Annotated in this window: 16 protein-coding genes and 1 pseudogene; 6 read left to right on the forward strand and 11 right to left on the reverse strand. The window is 66.9% G+C overall.

Going from position 1 to position 15,896, the window contains the following annotated elements; genetic code table 11:
* Positions 1-27 precede the first annotated feature (27 nt).
* Complete coding sequence (locus WA640_RS23705) at positions 28-435, forward strand: hypothetical protein (protein WP_335991027.1); 408 nt, start codon at positions 28-30, stop codon at positions 433-435.
* 143 nt (positions 436-578) lie between these two features.
* On the opposite strand, the gene WA640_RS23710 is transcribed toward WA640_RS23705, so the two are convergent.
* The 3 genes from WA640_RS23710 to WA640_RS23720 form a co-directional block, all read right to left on the reverse strand.
* Positions 579-1,070 (reverse strand): hypothetical protein, encoded by a 492-nt coding sequence (locus WA640_RS23710; protein WP_335991029.1) that lies wholly within the window; start codon positions 1,068-1,070, stop codon positions 579-581.
* A gap of 134 nt (positions 1,071-1,204) precedes the next feature.
* Positions 1,205-3,349, reverse strand: a complete 2,145-nt coding sequence (locus tag WA640_RS23715) for a hypothetical protein (RefSeq protein ID WP_335991030.1) — start codon at positions 3,347-3,349, stop codon at positions 1,205-1,207.
* Positions 3,346-3,729 (reverse strand): hypothetical protein, encoded by a 384-nt coding sequence (locus WA640_RS23720; protein ID WP_335991031.1) that lies wholly within the window; start codon positions 3,727-3,729, stop codon positions 3,346-3,348. The genes WA640_RS23715 and WA640_RS23720 overlap by 4 nt, the downstream gene beginning before the upstream one ends.
* 247 nt (positions 3,730-3,976) lie before the next feature.
* On the opposite strand from WA640_RS23720, the gene WA640_RS23725 reads away from it, so the two are divergent.
* Positions 3,977-4,987 carry a sigma-70 family RNA polymerase sigma factor gene (locus WA640_RS23725; protein ID WP_335991033.1) on the forward strand — a complete coding sequence of 337 codons (1,011 nt, stop codon included), beginning with the start codon at positions 3,977-3,979 and terminating at the stop codon, positions 4,985-4,987.
* Between the two features lie 687 nt (positions 4,988-5,674).
* On the opposite strand, the gene WA640_RS23730 is transcribed toward WA640_RS23725, so the two are convergent.
* The gene (locus WA640_RS23730) at positions 5,675-6,313 is read right to left on the reverse strand and encodes a hypothetical protein (RefSeq protein WP_335991034.1); all 639 of its coding nucleotides are present in this window, start codon (positions 6,311-6,313) and stop codon (positions 5,675-5,677) included.
* A gap of 31 nt (positions 6,314-6,344) precedes the next feature.
* On the opposite strand from WA640_RS23730, the gene WA640_RS23735 reads away from it, so the two are divergent.
* Complete coding sequence (locus WA640_RS23735) at positions 6,345-6,911, forward strand: hypothetical protein (RefSeq protein ID WP_335991036.1); 567 nt, start codon at positions 6,345-6,347, stop codon at positions 6,909-6,911.
* Here the strand turns inward: WA640_RS23735 and WA640_RS28930 are convergent.
* Positions 6,908-7,171: pseudogene (locus WA640_RS28930) on the reverse strand (DEAD/DEAH box helicase family protein). The gene WA640_RS23735 and the pseudogene WA640_RS28930 overlap by 4 nt on opposite strands.
* 112 nt (positions 7,172-7,283) lie before the next feature.
* Positions 7,284-8,225: a hypothetical protein gene (locus tag WA640_RS23740; protein ID WP_335991037.1), complete on the reverse strand. Its 942-nt coding sequence runs from the start codon at positions 8,223-8,225 to the stop codon at positions 7,284-7,286.
* A gap of 293 nt (positions 8,226-8,518) precedes the next feature.
* On the opposite strand from WA640_RS23740, the gene WA640_RS23745 reads away from it, so the two are divergent.
* Positions 8,519-9,487: an alpha/beta fold hydrolase gene (locus WA640_RS23745; protein WP_335991038.1), complete on the forward strand. Its 969-nt coding sequence runs from the start codon at positions 8,519-8,521 to the stop codon at positions 9,485-9,487.
* A gap of 5 nt (positions 9,488-9,492) precedes the next feature.
* On the opposite strand, the gene WA640_RS23750 is transcribed toward WA640_RS23745, so the two are convergent.
* From WA640_RS23750 to WA640_RS23760, 3 genes are all read right to left on the reverse strand, one after another.
* On the reverse strand, positions 9,493-9,858 hold the full coding sequence (locus tag WA640_RS23750) for a hypothetical protein (protein WP_335991039.1): 366 nt from the start codon (positions 9,856-9,858) through the stop codon (positions 9,493-9,495).
* Between the two features lie 73 nt (positions 9,859-9,931).
* Positions 9,932-10,762, reverse strand: coding sequence for a DUF6585 family protein (locus WA640_RS23755; protein ID WP_335991041.1), 831 nt, complete (start codon positions 10,760-10,762; stop codon positions 9,932-9,934).
* Between the two features lie 34 nt (positions 10,763-10,796).
* Positions 10,797-11,375, reverse strand: coding sequence for a class I SAM-dependent methyltransferase (locus WA640_RS23760; protein WP_335991042.1), 579 nt, complete (start codon positions 11,373-11,375; stop codon positions 10,797-10,799).
* A 66-nt stretch (positions 11,376-11,441) separates the two neighbouring features.
* Between WA640_RS23760 and WA640_RS23765 the strand changes: the two genes are divergently transcribed.
* Entirely contained in the window at positions 11,442-11,870 is a 429-nt protein-coding gene (locus WA640_RS23765) for a MarR family winged helix-turn-helix transcriptional regulator (protein WP_335991044.1), read from the forward strand.
* On the opposite strand, the gene WA640_RS23770 is transcribed toward WA640_RS23765, so the two are convergent.
* The gene (locus WA640_RS23770) at positions 11,867-12,781 is read right to left on the reverse strand and encodes a LysR family transcriptional regulator (protein ID WP_335991045.1); all 915 of its coding nucleotides are present in this window, start codon (positions 12,779-12,781) and stop codon (positions 11,867-11,869) included. The genes WA640_RS23765 and WA640_RS23770 overlap by 4 nt on opposite strands.
* Positions 12,782-12,896: 115 nt before the next feature.
* On the opposite strand from WA640_RS23770, the gene WA640_RS23775 reads away from it, so the two are divergent.
* Positions 12,897-14,291, forward strand: a complete 1,395-nt coding sequence (locus WA640_RS23775; protein ID WP_335991046.1) for an MFS transporter — start codon at positions 12,897-12,899, stop codon at positions 14,289-14,291.
* A 28-nt stretch (positions 14,292-14,319) separates the two neighbouring features.
* Here the strand turns inward: WA640_RS23775 and WA640_RS23780 are convergent, their stop codons facing one another.
* Entirely contained in the window at positions 14,320-15,789 is a 1,470-nt protein-coding gene (locus WA640_RS23780; protein WP_335991048.1) for an Hsp70 family protein, read from the reverse strand.
* Positions 15,790-15,896 lie beyond the last annotated feature (107 nt).

The raw sequence follows: 15,896 nt of genomic DNA on the forward strand, positions 1-15,896 counted from the left end.
GTTCGGCTTGTGGGCCGAATACGGTTCATGGATGGCCTACAGCTATTTCTCTTTAGACGACGCTACGGCCACCCTCCGGTCGGCGCTCGTGCGTTCGCAGCGCTGCCGACGTTGTCGGCGTTGCCTGACGGTGATCCGCTCTGGGACCGCTCGGCGCACCAGCTCGTGATCATGGTCTATTCGTGGATCGACGGCATCGGGTACGGGCGTCGGATGCACACGTGCGCGGCCCGCCGCGTCATCGAGGACGGCGACATCGCGCGCGGTTTCTCCAACGGCGCCAAGACCGCCGGTACCGAGCTCGTGGCCGCGGCGGCTGATGAGGTGCTCGACATCATCGCCGTCGGCATTTCCGGGGTCGACGGCTCCGCGGACCACCGCGGCCCTCTACGACGGCCTGGCGGAGTCCCCGACTCGAAAGCTGATGTTCACTGAGTTGCGGGAGCGGCAGCTCGCGCGTACGACCCGGCCTTGAGCGGACACCGACCCGGGCCGGGCGCGTTGCTGATCACCGGTTCCGTTCGTTCAGACCTCGAAGCCGACGGACGGCCACCGACAGGGCGTCCTGGCGGCGGCCTTCACGGCCAGATCTTATGCTGTTTTGCGATTTCCACCAGGTCCTGGCCGGCTCTGTTCACCCAGAATTGCGGGCCGTCAAGGGATTTGGGTCTCCTGCCTGTCGCCATTGATGTCAGATCCTGCGCGAGCCCTGTCGCAGAGTAGAGCTGCCCGTCGGAATCCCACTTGAGGCAATTCACCCGATCGTTGTAGAACGTCGCCCGACACAAGGCCTGGTTGGCTTGCGCCCATGGGTGAATGGGGCTACGACGTTTTCCGTTGAGGTACACGAACCAGAAGGGCTCCCCGTTTGGAATCACACCATGGAGAACCAGGCGTTCGATGACGGTGCGAGAGGGCACGACAGTCGGCTGAGCAGTGTGCGGTCCAACGGAATTGGCCAGCCTTGCCACCCCAGCGGGAATGATGATCTTGACCGGCCGTCCCTGCTGGTCCTGTGCGAGTACGGTGAACGGCCCCGAGGGTTGGATGTTCTGGTGCTGCGGCGCCATGCTGATTCTCCTGGTCTCTCCTGCCACCATCGACGGCCCGACTCGACTGTTCGATGGCGCCCGACATTACGCCGCATGACAGACACCTGCCTCCCTTACCCGGGCGAGTCAGGCATTGACTCACACCGGGGCTACTACGCAGCAGATTCAGGCCCTTCCAATGCCAGAGATCTTGCTGTGGGTGGCGCCTCGATGCGAGACGGGCGACGGCGCTCCTTGAGGATGACTTGGCGCTGACGGGCTCGCTCGGTCTCGATCCAGCCTTTGCCCTCCCCCGCGACCGCCTGGAGGATACGGAGCCCCTCGCCGATGCCAGAGGACTCGATGTCGATGGACAAGAGAGAATCCGGGTCCTCGAACCCGCCGTTGACGAGGTCTCGGTTGCGGTTCGCGCCGATGAGGATTTTCAGCTCCCCTTTCTGGAGCCTGAGGCTCAGCGCGTGGGCGAGAGTAAAATCCCGAGGCCCTTGGTGCGGAGCCCGATCGAGGTCCACGATCGCGCGGCGACTCTCGCCGTAGCGGACGCCGATCTCGACGACTCTTGCGGACACGATCACGTCATAGCGGAAGTTGTCCCTCGTGGGGGAGAAATGAGAGCCATCGGTGAAGTCGAGCTCGACCCCGTAGACCCTGACGCCGTTCTCGGTGAGGAGGAAGATTCTGAGACGATAGGACGAATACCGCGTGGGCCCGAATGGTACACGTGCGGCCCGCGCATCATCCGCTGGCTCCGTGATTGCGAAGTGCGCGATCACGTCCTGATGAGTTAGGCGCAGTGCATTCATCGCCTCGATCCGAAGCCAGCTCAGATCGGCTGCGAGCCACTGGGCCATTTCGGTGTCCTCGGGTCTGTCCAACAGCCAATCGGCCCATTCGGAGTACGTTTGCGAAGCCTGCCTGAACGCTTCGTCAGCTCGTCTCCTGCGTTCGGCGTAGTAGTGCGGCCCGATCGCGAGCTCGATGACGCCGGGAAGCGCCAGCCACAAACCGCCTGCGATGGCGACGGCCGCGAAGAAGATTCCAAAGGCCCCGCCCGCCCCGGTCGGTACACCTCCGAACAATCCTGTCGCTGCGAACAGGGCTGCTCCTGCGGTCACGCCAAGCCTCGCCCTGTCCTCGTCCGGCACACCGAATCGCGGATCCCAAAGTAGTCCGGTTCGCATATGACCGGCCTGTGTCTTCGCGAGATGCTCTGCCAGCCAGCGGAGTTCACCGGGCTGAGTCCTTCCATCGCAGTAGAGACGCGTGACGTTCGCGGCCATCGTCCCCCGTATGTGCTCGTTCGCGACGAGCCATTGTGCAGGAGTGAATCCGGTAGGCGTGCGGGTTTCGAACGCGACCGCGAGCAGCCTCGCGAACGCTTCGTGAAAAGCCAGCTGCCGGGGATCGAGCCCTGGCCATCTCGTGTCGCTCGCGATGCCTCGGAGTTCAATGCGAAGATCATCGATGCGTTTGGCGCGCAGCGCTAGGGGCTTGCCGAAGTTGACGACGAGCGCGGCCGCCGCCGCGGACACCACCACAAGTACCGCGCTCGCCACGAGACTGGGGTGGGCGGTGAGCACCAGCAAAGATGCGACTGCCGCGATTGAGCATCCTCCGACTGCTCTCCCCTTGGCTCCGGATTTGGGCCTATACGGAGTGGACGTAGGCATTCGTGGCGGACTCTGGTCCTGAATGAAGAACTTGGGGACCCGCTTCTTTCGGTTACCGGCGTTTCGAAGGCGCCCGACGTGATCGCTGTGGTCGGCCCAGAGGTACTCGAACAGCGAACCGCTCACGATGCGGTCGAGGTGCAGCAGCACATCGCTTCTGATGTCGGCGTCCAGCCGCTGCGCTCGTCGGAGGATCTCCTCGATCCCGGCTTGGTCGAGCCCGTCATTCCGGCTCAGAACAGTCGCCTGCAAGAGACCCGCTACGACTTCCATGCCTTGCGACCACTTGTCTGCGCTGTCGTAGTCGACGGCATTGATGCAGTGCTCAAGCTGGTTCACCTCCTCGCCCGACAGATCGATGTCAGAGCGTCCACTCAAGATCGCGAGCGCCCAGTGGAGCAGCAGCCGATTCGACTTCACTCCATGTTCGTATGCGGCGGCCAGGAAGTGCGCCGCGCGGCGCGGGAGATTTGCGCTCAGCAGCTCAATGCCGACTTCAAGGTTGCGGGCGGGGTTGTCGCTCGGCGTCTGCTGATAGAGGTTGACGTTGTGGATCACGCCGCCCTGGTTGTCGATCCCGATCGCCTGGTCACCACTGGGCCCCGCATGCATCGACGCCCGCGTCATTGGCCGATCGCCTTGATCGCATCTGCGGCCGCAGTCACGGCTTTCACCGTGCTCGCACATCCGTTGACGATGTTCCCGGCGCGCTTGATCAATCGGATCAGCCTGGAGCGGGACTCTTCATTCTCAGCATCAGCCGGCGCGTTGGCGATGATCGTGACGGCGTCTTCTGCGTCTTCTGCGGCGATTTCGCCTCGGTGCTGCGCCTCTTGGATCCGGCGGATGAGCTCCTCCAGGACTGCGGCGGCTTCCTGCGTGCTGGTGCGTGTACCAGCTTGCGCGCGTTGTTGATTGACCTGGACGTTGTGGATGGTGCCGCCGGTGTTCTGGATGCCGATCACGGTGTTGCCGTGGAAGTGATTGCCGACACTAGGGTCGCTCATGGTGGGCTCCTTCGGAGGGATGGAGTCTGGAATCGGCCACACAGTTGGCTTCTGCAACAAGTTGTGGTAATTGTAGGGGATCGCGGTGTCACGCTGGGTTCTCGAGTCCTCGGACGAGCGGCACCGCCATGCACGCCATCCTGATTTTCGAAGGATGCACGTTACCTGCACGAATCTCACTCGTTGTCCATATGTGAGTGATTCTGATCCACTGCAATTGGCTGTAACGTCCGAGTCCACGGGCGAGGTGAACCGAATTCAGGCGTTCGGCCGGTGGCGACCTGTTGAAGGCATCGGATCCTGCCTCGCCGAGATTCGGAGGTCATCGGGATTGAGCCTCATTCGATTCGCGGGCGTCGCGAATGCCGGTGCCGCAGAGGTGGTGCGGTGGGAGGAGGAACGCGATTGGCCCCGACTTCCGAGTCTGCGGAGGATCCGAGACGGCATTGATCTCGGCCCAACATGGTTGGACGGCTTCCTCACGAAGTACTTCCCAAGTACGACCGACGCGCCGTACTCGGAGAGCAGCCGGGCCTACGATGACGCGTGGGGCTTCCTCCGCAGCCCGTTCGGTTCCGAAGAGGAACGGCACTTTGAGAACGAGCTGCTCGTGACGCACCGACCTCTCGCCGTAAGGGCGAGCCGGAAGTTCTGGCTTCGCAACCAGCTCGATGATCTCCAGCAGGTGAGCCTCATGGCTCTGGCCCAGGCGATCGGTGGATACATTCCGACCGTGGGACCGTTCTCCCCGTTTGCCTCGGCATACTGCGTCGGGCACCTCCGCGGATTCCTCTCCAACGTCTATTACGAAGAGCTTCCTCCACTCATCAGGAAGCGTTACACGCTAGTGTTGCGAGCCTGCAAGGCGTTCAGCGCCACCAATGGTCGCCTTCCCACCGAGCGAGAACTGGTCGCCGAACTGCCAGTGCCACAAGGCGAGATCCGCGAAGCGCTTCTCTTCCACCGCAACCATCGAACCGACTCCCTCGACGCAGAGCGAGGGGAGACTGACCTGACACCATACGAGAAGACGGCTCTTCCCGCTCCTCCGCGTAAGAATCGAGGAGCGGGGACTCGACGCCTCGCCGAGGCGCTGGCAGGCGATCCAAGTCTGGCCGAGGAGCTTGGCCGCAAGGTGACGGATCGGGCCTGGCTCGAGGCGACCGCCGCCCAAGCGAAACTCACCACGGACGAGGTGCGAGAAATACTGACCGATCATCTGCCGGCTCAGGGGGATCCGGAGCCTGATCCCGCTTAGACGTCATCAACATGAAGTGCGTCACTCCCCAAGTGGCAACGTGTCCTGCGATACGGAAATCCGCCTCCTTCTCAGGAACCTTTCAGATTTGGAGTATTAGGATCCGGGTGCGCCTTCTGTTTTGCGCTTTTCGGATGCGGCTACGGCGTAGCTTCATGCCTCAACGCTGGTATTGACCTGCATTTTCTTGCCACCTTGGAGGTGGCGATGCTATATCCCATGGATGAGCTTCTTTGGTTTCTCTTGGCCTGCATCGCCTCTGGTGCCCACGACTGGGTGATCGCCTACATATCCCCCGCTCGCCAATTGGCTGCGCTTGAGTCGGCGTCCCCGCGCGGCCGACGACCGGCACCATAGACGACCGTTACATGCCGTCTGGGCACCAGGACAATCACGAATGGCCTGGTGCCCAGAGCCCTATCCGAGGGTCGGTGTCGCGTTCTGGTCGATACGGCCGAGGTATTCGAGGAGTTCAGGGCGATGGGGACCGCGTCGGGGTCCATGCCGTTGACGGTGCGCAGGAAGAGGCCGAGGCCGTCGGCCTGTTCGGAAGCGTGTTGCAGGTCTTCGTGGATGGCGCAGCCGATCTGGATGAAGACTTCGGTGAGGTGGTCGAGCTCGGATTCGGTGTTTCGGCTCGTTGTGGTACAGCTTCCAGACCACAGGACCGTCTGAGTGGGAGTGCATTTAGGCGCGGATCTTGGTGCGGAACTTGTCAATGAGGCAGACCAGGCCGCGCAGGCGGTGGCGCATCCGCTCCAGCATCGGGACGGTGACGTCGACCCACCATTCGTTGCCGCCTACGGCTTCGAGGAGGTCGTGCTGCGCGGCGACGGCGGGGATCGAGAGCTGGTCGAGGAGGAGCAGCGCGGCCTCGGATGCCTGGTCGCGGAGGCGGTCGAATCCCGGCTCGTGCTTGAGGAGCGTCAGATGGAATCTGAGTGAGAGCAGGTCGAAGCGGCGCGTCTCTTGGCTGCGGTCCTCTTTGGGCCGGTAGCCGGTGGGGAGGCCCGCGATCTCATAGAACGCTTCGAGGGCTCCGCGGTCGAGCGGCCACGACCACGCCTGGAATTCGGCGAAGCGCTCGACGCCGCGGCGATGCCGGCGCACCACGAAGTTCTCGCGGTTCATGCCCTCAGTCTCCTCGTGGAGGCGGTGGGCGGTCACCGCCCGGAGGCCGGATTCGCTGCCTTCGGGGTCGGCTTCGGCCGGATCGACGGCGGAGGCTTCGGGGTTCTGGAGGTCGATCTCGTGGATCAGTTCGGCTCGGCGCTCGAACACCTGCTCCACGACCAGCTTCGCAACGCGGCCCTCACCGCAGGACATGTTGTGCCCGAAGAAGTCGAGGTTGCCGCAGATGTCGAAGACCAGGAACTCCTTCTTGTCGTCGTCGGGCCCTAATAGGTTCTTGCACAGCCGGGGTGCCGCGGCCGATCATCTGCCAGAACTTGGTCTTCGACCGGATCGGTTTGAAGAGGAGGAGGTTAACGACCTCGGGCACGTCGACGCCGGTGTCGAGCACGTCGACCGAGATCGCAATGCGCGGGGCCTTGTCCGATACGGCGAAGTCGTCGATGAGCTAGCCTGCATAGGTCACCCTGTGGGTGATGACCTTTGCGAACTTGCCCAGGTGCTCGGGGTAGTTCGCGTTGAACCGTTCGGCGATGAACTGGGCGTGGTTCTCGTTGCACGCGAAGATGATGGTCTTGCCAAGCCGTTCGCCGCCGTCGACCTTGATGCCGTGCTCCTTGAGCGCCTTGAGTGCCTGGTCGACCGTGTCCTTGTTGAAGAGGTACTTGTTGACGGCTTCAGCCTCGACGCGGTCGGGGATGGCGCCCTCAGAGTTCCATTCGAGCTCGCCCCACTGGTCCCGCTCTTCCTCGGTGAGCTCGTCGTAGCGCTTGCCGACGCGGGGGAAAGCTAGGGGGACGTCGATCGCACGCGCTCCTCGAGCATGCCCATCATGGCCTGGTAGGTCGAGACGAATACCCGGCCTTCGGCGTGCCGGTCTTCGAGGAGATTCACGGGCGCGGCACCGGGAAGGTAGTTCTTAAATGCATTAGTGGCCTGTTTGACGAGGGCCTGGCGATCGGCGAAGAAGAGCGCGTTCTTGACCTAGCCCGCACGCATGAGCTTGTCCACCAGGGCGATCGCGACGCGGGTCTTACCGGTACCCGTGGCCATCACAAGGAGGGCTTTGCGCTGGTGTTGCTCGTCGAACGCCTACAAGACAAGAAGGCCCAGACCAGATGGTCTGGGCCTTTTGACTGCTTGTGCTCGGTGTCGGTGGTGGGGTTCAGCCTTCGGATTCGGCGAGGAATGCTGCTAGTTCTGTGCGGAGGTTGCGGGATCTGGTGGCGCTTCGGGTTGCCATGAGGTCGACGGCTTGCCAGGCGAGGCGCCAGTCGTCGGGGGTGGCCGCGTTTGTCAATGCGGTGAGGTCGGCTCGTTCGCGGATGCCGGTGAAGGCCTGTTCGGAGGCGAAGGCGTCCATTTCGGCGAACTCGTCGGGTTGGGGCTGCCTGCCGGGGTCGCCGAGGGACAGGAGGGTCAGGGCGATGAGATGGCCGGTGCGGGCGACCCGGAATACCTGCCCGGGAAGGATCTCCAGTGGATCGGCGGAGGCGGTGATCTCGGCTTCGATGCCGGAGGCGGCGAAGATCAGGTCGACTTCGAGGTCGCGGTCGCCGGTCTCGTCGACGAGGCGGGCTCCGGCGACGAGACCGTTCGGGTGGTGCTCGATCTCGACGTTGTCGGGGTCGGCCGGGCGGCCGTGCTCGTGGTCCCAGTTCTTGACCCACATCTGGTCGGTGACGCTGAGCAGGCGGAGGCCGGCCTCCCTCAGACCGTCGAGGATGCCTTGCGCGACCTGCTCGTCCTTGACGGCCAGGATCACGCCCGCCTGGGTCATGTACGCCGGTTCGACTCGGGCCGAGACCGCGAGGCTCCCGGCGAGCGACCAGGGCGCATCGAGTGCGTCGAACACGGCGCCGAGGCGGGAATAGGAGCGCTCAAGGCCGTTCGCCACCGCCGCGTCCATCCCTTTGGGCCGCTCGCCGCCGGAGTCCACGAAGTCCTGGATTCCTCCATCGCCCATCCATTCCAGGACGGCGCGCTTCAGCTCCCCCGCGTCGATGCCCGGCCGCTTCCGGAGCATGTTCATGCGGAACATGCGAAGCCGGGTCTCGTCCATCTCTCGGGCCAGTCGCAACCGGTCCTCCGGTGTGAGTGGTGCCATCCTGCCAGAGTATTTCGCCCCGGCCGAGACTTGAACCCCGACTTGCCGACCATCCGAGGGCGCCCGTTGCCAGGAGAGCTCCGAGCGGTCCGGAATCGGTGGGGACCCGTCCGTCGGTCGCGCCGCGGAGCAGCACGACGGCGAACCAGCGTGGGACACTGGTGGGTTTGATGATGTCTCGTTTGAGTTCGACTGAGCGGTGCCTGTTGCGGGGCAACGGGGTTGTGCGGGTGGGGCGGTGGGTTCGGGGTGGGGTAGTGCGGGGACTGGCCGCGGTGTCGGGGTGGGCTCATGTGGTTGAGGTGGCGGCGGGGTTGCATCGGGCTTCGGTGCCGGTGACTGATTCGTCGGTCGTGTGGAGTGCGGGGAGGGTGGTGGTGCGGCACTATCCGGGTGGGGCGGGGACGCCGGTGTTGGTGGTGCATTCGCTGGTCACGAGGTCGTGGGTGTTGGATCTCGCGCCAGGGCGAAGCCTCATCGGGGCGTTGATCGGCAGGGGTCGTGATGTGTACCTGCTCGATTGGGGGGTGCCAGGGGCGGCGGAGGCGGGGCATGGATTTGATGTCTATGCCGAGACGCTGCTGGCGGCCGAGGAGGCGGTTCGGGAGCATAGCGGGCGAGCTGAGGTGCATCTGGTCGGGTACTGCCTGGGCGGGACGTTGGCGATCACTGCGCATGCGGCGCTTGGGGATAGCAGGTTGGCGTCGTTGACTGCGATTGCGCCGCTTGTAGATACTGCGGCGGCGGGCCGGTTGGGTGGCATTTTGCGGTCGAGGTGGTTGATGCCGGTGCTCACGCTTGATGGGCGCGGGCTTGTGCCGGCGTCGCTGGTGCGGGAGAGCTTTCATTGGCTGCGTCCGGTGGCGCTGCGCACGGCGCGGCAGACGTGGCGGCGTCGGCGCAATCAGAAGTGGCGGTCGGTGGCGGGGCCGTTGTCGCGGTGGGTGTGGGAGCAGACGCCCGTCCCGGGTGCGCTGCTGTTCGATCTTGTGGATTACGTTCGAGGCAATGGTCTGAAGGACGGGAGCTGGACGGTTCTCGGCCGACCGGCGCGGATAGGGAGTCTCGATGTGCCTGTCTTGGTTGCCGTCACCGCGGACGACCACATCGTGCCGCCTTCGGCAAGTTTTGCCCTGGTCGAGGGTCTGGTGCGGCCGCCGCAGGTCGTGCGGTGTGCCGGCGGGCATGTCGCCATGCTCACCGGGATGACCCTCCCGCGTCGGCTCTCAGACTTCCTGACCGCCGTGGAGGAGAGCAGGTAAGCGGCTCACCGGGCTGGCTCGCCACCTTGGCGGCATTCAGCGACTACTTCGATCGTGCCGATGATGTGGCGGTTGAAGTCGTCGAGTTCCTCGGCCGGGACCCAGAGTTCGAGAATGGTGCGCCCGCCGGCCTGCTGGACCGGGTAGCGCTGGGCGAAGGCGCCGTCGAGGTTGAAGCGGGTCACGTAGCCGACGCCGGCGCGCGGGGCGTTCCAGTCGCGGGCGATCTTCGTCGCGTACTCCTCATTGAGGACCGGGTAGAAGATCGGCTGGTCGGGCAGGCGCGGCGGCCAGGCGGTCCATCCGGAGGCGCGGACGAGTTCGAGTTCGGCGGGACCGCATGGGCGCCAGAGGGTCAGGGTCTCGTTCATCGCTCGGTTCCGTTTCTGAGAAGGGTTCCTGCGACTCTGGCATACCGGGCGGCTCCGGTGCATCTGGTTTCGGCTAGGACCAGGGGCGGCCGGTCTGGGTTTGGAGGGCTTCTTTGAAAACGAAGAAGTTGAGGATGGCGTAGACGGGTTCGCGGGTCTTGAAGAAGCGGTTGTAGGACTTGAAGACGGCGGTGCCGTCCTTGACGGCGGCGTCTTGGAGGCCGGTGAGGGGGATGGCGGTGCCGACGGTGAGGGTGTCGCGGTTGAGGGTGAGGGGGCCGAAGGCGACGGTCTCGTTGTTCGCGATGCGGGCGAGGACGGCGGGGAGCTGGGTGCGGGTGATGGCCTCCTGGATGGCGGGGCCCCACTGGTCGGGGCGGTCGAAGCCGGCGCCGAGGGTGAAGTGGTCGAGGTTCGGGAGGTTGGTGACGGCGGAGGTGGTGGCGCCCTTGGGGTCGCCGATGCTGATGGCGGCGCCGTCGGGGGCGACGAGGAGGTAGTTGTAGGTCGTCAGGCCGGTCTGGGGGTAGTGGAAGAGGCGCTGGTAGACGGTGGCGTCGTCCCAGTGGTGGAGGGAGACGAGGGTCTTGGGGCCCTTGACGATGAGGCCGTGGTCGAAGAGGTGGAGCTCGTCGGAGGCGCCTGACTTGCGCTTCATGTGGAGGAGGTTGAGGACCCCGAGGCCGATGAACACGGTGAAGACGACCAGCATGATGACGCCGAAGCTGTTCTCCAGCATGTTGCTTCCGGCGAGGCAGGCGATGACCAGCGCATAGATCGTCAGCGCGACTGCGAGCGGGATGGCGAACGGAGCCGGGCGGGGTTGGTATTCGGCGCGGTGGACGCCGAGGTCGGTCTGCTCGGCCAGCTGGTGGAGTTCGGGCGACAGCGGGTTCAGGTTCATGCCCGGGACGGTATGAGCGCCCGGCATCGCGCCGTCATTGTTCGGTCATCGGTGGGCGGGCTTCGAAGCGGATCGTCTTCATTACCAGGGACCATGGGGCTCGGAACTTCGTGCGGGAGGTCTGGGGGAGGGCGGATTCCAGGGTTGTGAAAGGGGCTCTTTCGAAGTCGTAGTTCAGGAGGCGGCCTTCGGGGCGGAGGACTCTGCGGATTTCGGCGGCTGCGGTGGCGGGGTCTTCCCAGTGGTGGGAGCTGTAGGTCGTGACGACGAGGTCGAAGGCGTCGTCTTCGAAGGGGAGATTCGCGACGTCGGCCGCACGGAGGTCGACGCGCAGGTCGGCCAGGTTGTTGGACGCGTGGTCGATCATGTCCTGGGCGATGTCGATGCCGGTGAGGCGGAGGTCGGGGCGGGTGGCGGCGAGGGAGCGGAGGAGGAGGCCGGGGCCGGTGCCGATGTCGAGGACGGCGGCGCCGTGCGGGGCCGAGGACGCGATGTCGGCGGCGATGCGGCGGTACTGGGGCTTCATCAGGAGGCGGGCGAGGCGGTTGTAGACGCGGCTGTGGCGGCCTTCGATCGCTCCGCCGTGGGAGTGGTTGTGCGGGTGGTCGTGCATCGCGGGCTCCTTCATAGTTGTGCTCTACAACTTTGAGGGTAGCGCCATTGGTTGTAGGATGCAACTATGAGACACGACGCCGAGCACCTGCACCATCTCCTGATGGACGTCGTGCGCACCGCGGAGTTCGCCCTGATGGCGGACGTGGTCCCGGGGCGGGCGATGTCGATGTCGCAGTTGTTCGCGATCCATGAGCTGGACTTCCACGCAGGCATGTCGCAGCGGGAGCTGGCCGAGCGGCTCGGGTTGGAGAAGAGCAGCGTGAGCCGGCTCGTCGCGGACCTGGAGGCCGACGGCCTCGTCGTCCGCGAGCGCGACCCCGGGAACCGGCGGCTCTACCGGCTGGAGATCACCGCGGCCGGGAGGAAGCTGCACCGGAAGGCCGCCGAGGTGCTGCACGCCCGGTACGAGGCGTGGGCGTCGGCGATGAGCGAAGAAGAGCGGGACGGGCTCGCCAAGGGGCTGCCCGCGCTGCTCAGGGTCATGAAGGCCTAGGCGGCAGGGGTGAGGAGGCGGTCGGCGGCCGGGATCGCGGCGGTGACGTGGGCGGCGAAGGCGTCGATCGCGGCGGTGCGCTCCTCGGCGCGCCAGACCAGGCCGTAGCGGACGGGTTCGGCGTCGACGACCGGGACGTAGGCGATGCCGGGCCGGGACTGGTAGACCGCGGTGTGGGCGCCGACGAGGAGGGCGCCCTTGTTCGCGGCGACGAAGACCAGCGCCTCCGGGAGGCTGATGACGATGGGCCCCTGCGGGATCGGCAGGCCCGAAGGAGTCCGCGGCGGGGACTGGAGGGCGCGGCGGTAGTCGGGGAGGTCCCCGTCGGTGGCGATCAGGTCGACCGCGGCGAGGTCGTCCATGGTGAGCCAGGGGCGCGCGGCGAGCGGGTGGTCCGCGGCCACGGCGAGCATGCGGCCCTCGGTGAGCAGGGTCGGGCCCTTGCCGAGGTCGTCTTCCCGCACCGGGAGTTCCATGAGGAGCACGTCGTAGTAGCGGTCGCGCACCTGCGAGAACGGGTCGGTGTACGACATCTCGCAGATCTCGACGGCGAGTTCGGGGTGGGCGGCGCGGAGGGCGTCCACGGCGTTCAGGGCGATCTCGCCGGTGAGGGACGCGGAGAAGCCGACCCGCAGGGTCCCGCCGAAGCCGCTCGCGGCGGCCGCGGCGCGGGCGAGGGCCTGTTCAATGGCGCGGTGGTGCGGCTCGACGTCGTCGCGGAAGCGCGCGCCCAGGTCGGTGAGCACGACGGAGCGGCTGGTGCGCTCGAACAGGGGCGCGCCGAGGCGGCGTTCGAGGCGCTGGACGAGCTGGGAGACGCGGGCGCGGGAGAGGCGCATGCGGGCGGCGGTGCGCCCGAAGTGCAGCTCCTCGGCCAGGATCAGGAAGCATTCGAGTTCGTCGCGTTCCACGGGGTCCTCCATCGGTAAGCCTGACTGAATGAACGTTGCGATCTTCGCCGTTGTTCCCGCACCCGCGCGGGCCGACGATTGGCGGGCATTGGAAACCCGTCAAGAGGAGAAACCCGTGAAAGCCCGTGAATGGGGTGTGCTGCTCGTCCTCTCAGGAGCGATCTTCCTGGAGGGCATCGACATCGCCATGCTCAACATCGCCCTGCCCTCGATCCGCGACGACCTGGGGCTGTCCACCGGGTCGCTCCAGTGGGTCGTGAGCGCCTACGTGCTCGGCTACGGCGGCTTCATGCTGCTGGGCGGCCGGGCCGCCGACATCCTCGGGCGCCGCCGCGTGTTCCTGGCGGCACTGCTGGTGTTCCTGCTGTTCTCCGGCCTCGGCGGGCTCGCCGAGAACGGGGCCGTGCTCGTGGCCGCCCGGTTCGTCACCGGCCTCGCCGCCGCGTTCATGACGCCCGCCGGGCTGTCGATCATCACCACCGGGTTCGAGGAGGGCCCCAAGCGCGACCGGGCCCTGATGATCTACGGCGCCATCGGCGCCGGGGGCTTCACGCTCGGGATGGTCATCGGCGGGCTGCTCACCGCGCTCGACTGGCGGTGGGTGTTCTTCATGCCTGTGGGCCTCTCGCTGGTGCTGCTCCTCGCCGCGATGCTCCTCATCCCGAAGCAGGCACCGCCGGAGCGGGACGGGCGGCGGTTCGACGTGCTCGGCGGGCTCACCGTCACCGCGGCGGTCGTGGTGCTCGTGCTCGGGGTCGAGCGCGCCACGCACGTCGGCCTCGGGTGGACGGCCGGGACGATCGCGCTGAGCGCACTGCTGATCGCCGCGTTCGTGGCGGTCGAGCGCCGCCACGCCGCGCCGCTCGTGCGGCTCGGGATCTTCAAATCCGGTTCCCTGCTGCGCGCCAACGTCATCGGAATGCTCTTCATGGCCGGGTTCTTCGGGTTCCAGTTCCTCGCGGTGCTGTACCTCCAGGAGCTGCGCGGCTGGACGACGATCGAGGCGAGCCTCGCGATGCTCGTCATGGGCATCGACGTGGCGCTCGCGCCGACCCTGACGCCGAAGCTGGTGCGCCGCTTCGGGAACGCCCCGGTGCTGCTGGCCGGGCTCGCGTCGGCCGCGGTCGCGTTCGCGCTGTTCCTCACGGCCGGGCACGACTCGACGTACTGGGAGCTGCTGCCGAGCCTGGTGTTCGTGGGCCTGGCGTTCACTCTCGCTTACGGCCCCATGACGATCATCGCCACCAACGGGATCGCCGAGGACGAGCAGGGGCTCGCGGGCGGCCTGCTGTACACCTCGTTCCAGTTCGGGGCGGCCCTCGGGCTCGCGGGCGTGGCCGCGGTGAACGTCGCCGCCACCGCCTCGAATGCGCCCGGGGCGCTCCTCGACGGGTACCGCGCGGCGCTGCTCGTGCCGCTCGCGGCGGCCGTCGTCGCCGTGGCCGTGGGGGTGTTCAACCTCGGGCGCACCCGCGAGAGCGCGCCCGAGCCGGAACCCGTCGCGGTGTAGGAGGGCTTGGCGCCCTGCAGCGGTGGTCTCAGCAGTGGTCGCTGCCGCGGTACGCGTATGCGAGCACGACCGGGGCGTCGAGCGGCTGCGTACTACCGGGCTCCGGGCTCTGCGCGGTGACCTCGCAATTCGCGTAGTCCGTGTTGCCGGTGACGCGCTGGCCCTCGGCGCTGACGTCGGTGAACCCGGCGTCGGCGAGGAGGGCCAGCGCGTCGGCGAGGGTCCGGCCCACCGCGTCCGGGAGCGCCGCGTCCGCCTCGGCGACGGGCGAGGCCGAGGGAGGGAACGTGGCGGGGTCCTGGGACGTGGGCGGCGGTTCGGACGGCGCCGCGACGGTGTCGTCCTCTTCGGACGGTTCGACGGGCGCGGACTCGCCTTCGGGCGGCGAAGGGGCGGCGGGCTCCGCCGTGCCGGTCTCGTTGGGGACCGAGAGGTTCGGGCTGTCGGCGTCGATGTCGTCGGAGTCCACACCGGAGCGGTTGAGCAGGGCCACACCGGCGAAGGCCGCCATCGCGAAGAGGACGACGAGCATCGTCGCGAGCACGTCGGAGCTCGTGCGCAGCCGCCCGTGCCAGGACGGCGCCGGGTCCGCGGCTTCGGCCGCGATGCTGATGCGGGCGAGCCCCGCGAGCGCCGCGCCCTCGGCCACGGCGAGCTCGGGCAGGTCGGGCACGACCGGTTCGATCCCGAGGTGGTGGCCGAGGACGGAGGCGACGAGCGGGGTGCGGCTGCCGCCGCCGACCAGGAGCGCCGCCGCGACGTCGTCGGCCACCGCGCCGGCGTCGCACAGCACGTCTTCGGCGAGGCCGATCGTGCGCAGCAGGACCGGCGCGAGGCACCGGTCGGCGTCCTCGTGGGTCAGGCGCAGGTCGCGCCCGAGGCCCGGCAGCACCACGGTCGCCGACGGATGGGCCGACAGGTGCTCGCGGGCGGTCCGCACCTCGTCGAGGACCTCGTCGCGGAACGCGGTCTCGCCGGGGATCTGGAGCCGCGACCAGTACTTGGGGTCGCTGTACCGCAGCCGGGACGCGAGGTGGTCGAGCAGGAGCCGGTCGAAGGCCCGGCCGCCGACGCCGTCGGCGCTCTTCGCGGCGGCCACGGTGTACCGGTCGCCGTCGCGGCGCACGAGCGCGATGTGGCAGGTCGCGTCGCCGAGGCTGTAGACGAGGAGCTGGGCGGCCGGGTCGAGCCCGCTCCCTTGGACTTCGGCGTAGTGGCGGGCGGCGGCCTCGGGTTCGGAGACCAGGAACGAGGGGGTGAAGCCGACTTCGGCGGCGGCCTCGGCGTGGGCGCGTCGCCGGGTCGCGCTCCAGGTGGCGGGGACGGCGAGGCCCACGAGCGCCGATTCGTCGCCCGGCGCCGACCAGGTGGCCTCGGCCCGGGTGGGCGAGTGGCGCACGTCCCGCGTCCCCGGCTCGGATATTCGTCTAATGGAGACAGTTGTCGTCGACGACCCGAGGTCGACCCCGACGGCCGCCGCTCTAGGGGTGAGAGGCATCTGCGGAGTCTATGACCTCGATGCATTGGAGTTCAATGGGTCTCGCGCGCTTGGCACCGCTTCCACTGCGGAGGCCCAATGGTTACCGTCCGGTATTCGCTCGGGAA

It is taken from the genome of Glycomyces sp. MUSA5-2, assembly GCF_037034145.1.
GTDB lineage: Bacteria > Actinomycetota > Actinomycetes > Mycobacteriales > Micromonosporaceae > Glycomyces > Glycomyces artemisiae.

Coding starts and splice junctions, on each gene's coding strand:
- WA640_RS23705 (WP_335991027.1), top strand. CDS start 28: ATGGATGGCCTACAGCTATTTCTCTTTAGACGACGCTACGGCCACCCT.
- WA640_RS23710 (WP_335991029.1), bottom strand. CDS start 1,070: ATGGCGCCGCAGCACCAGAACATCCAACCCTCGGGGCCGTTCACCGTA.
- WA640_RS23715 (WP_335991030.1), bottom strand. CDS start 3,349: ATGACGCGGGCGTCGATGCATGCGGGGCCCAGTGGTGACCAGGCGATC.
- WA640_RS23720 (WP_335991031.1), bottom strand. CDS start 3,729: ATGAGCGACCCTAGTGTCGGCAATCACTTCCACGGCAACACCGTGATC.
- WA640_RS23730 (WP_335991034.1), bottom strand. CDS start 6,313: ATGTCCTGCGGTGAGGGCCGCGTTGCGAAGCTGGTCGTGGAGCAGGTG.
- WA640_RS23735 (WP_335991036.1), top strand. CDS start 6,345: ATGTCGAAGACCAGGAACTCCTTCTTGTCGTCGTCGGGCCCTAATAGG.
- WA640_RS23740 (WP_335991037.1), bottom strand. CDS start 8,225: ATGGCACCACTCACACCGGAGGACCGGTTGCGACTGGCCCGAGAGATG.
- WA640_RS23750 (WP_335991039.1), bottom strand. CDS start 9,858: ATGAACGAGACCCTGACCCTCTGGCGCCCATGCGGTCCCGCCGAACTC.
- WA640_RS23755 (WP_335991041.1), bottom strand. CDS start 10,762: ATGAACCTGAACCCGCTGTCGCCCGAACTCCACCAGCTGGCCGAGCAG.
- WA640_RS23760 (WP_335991042.1), bottom strand. CDS start 11,375: ATGCACGACCACCCGCACAACCACTCCCACGGCGGAGCGATCGAAGGC.
- WA640_RS23765 (WP_335991044.1), top strand. CDS start 11,442: ATGAGACACGACGCCGAGCACCTGCACCATCTCCTGATGGACGTCGTG.
- WA640_RS23780 (WP_335991048.1), bottom strand. CDS start 15,789: ATGCCTCTCACCCCTAGAGCGGCGGCCGTCGGGGTCGACCTCGGGTCG.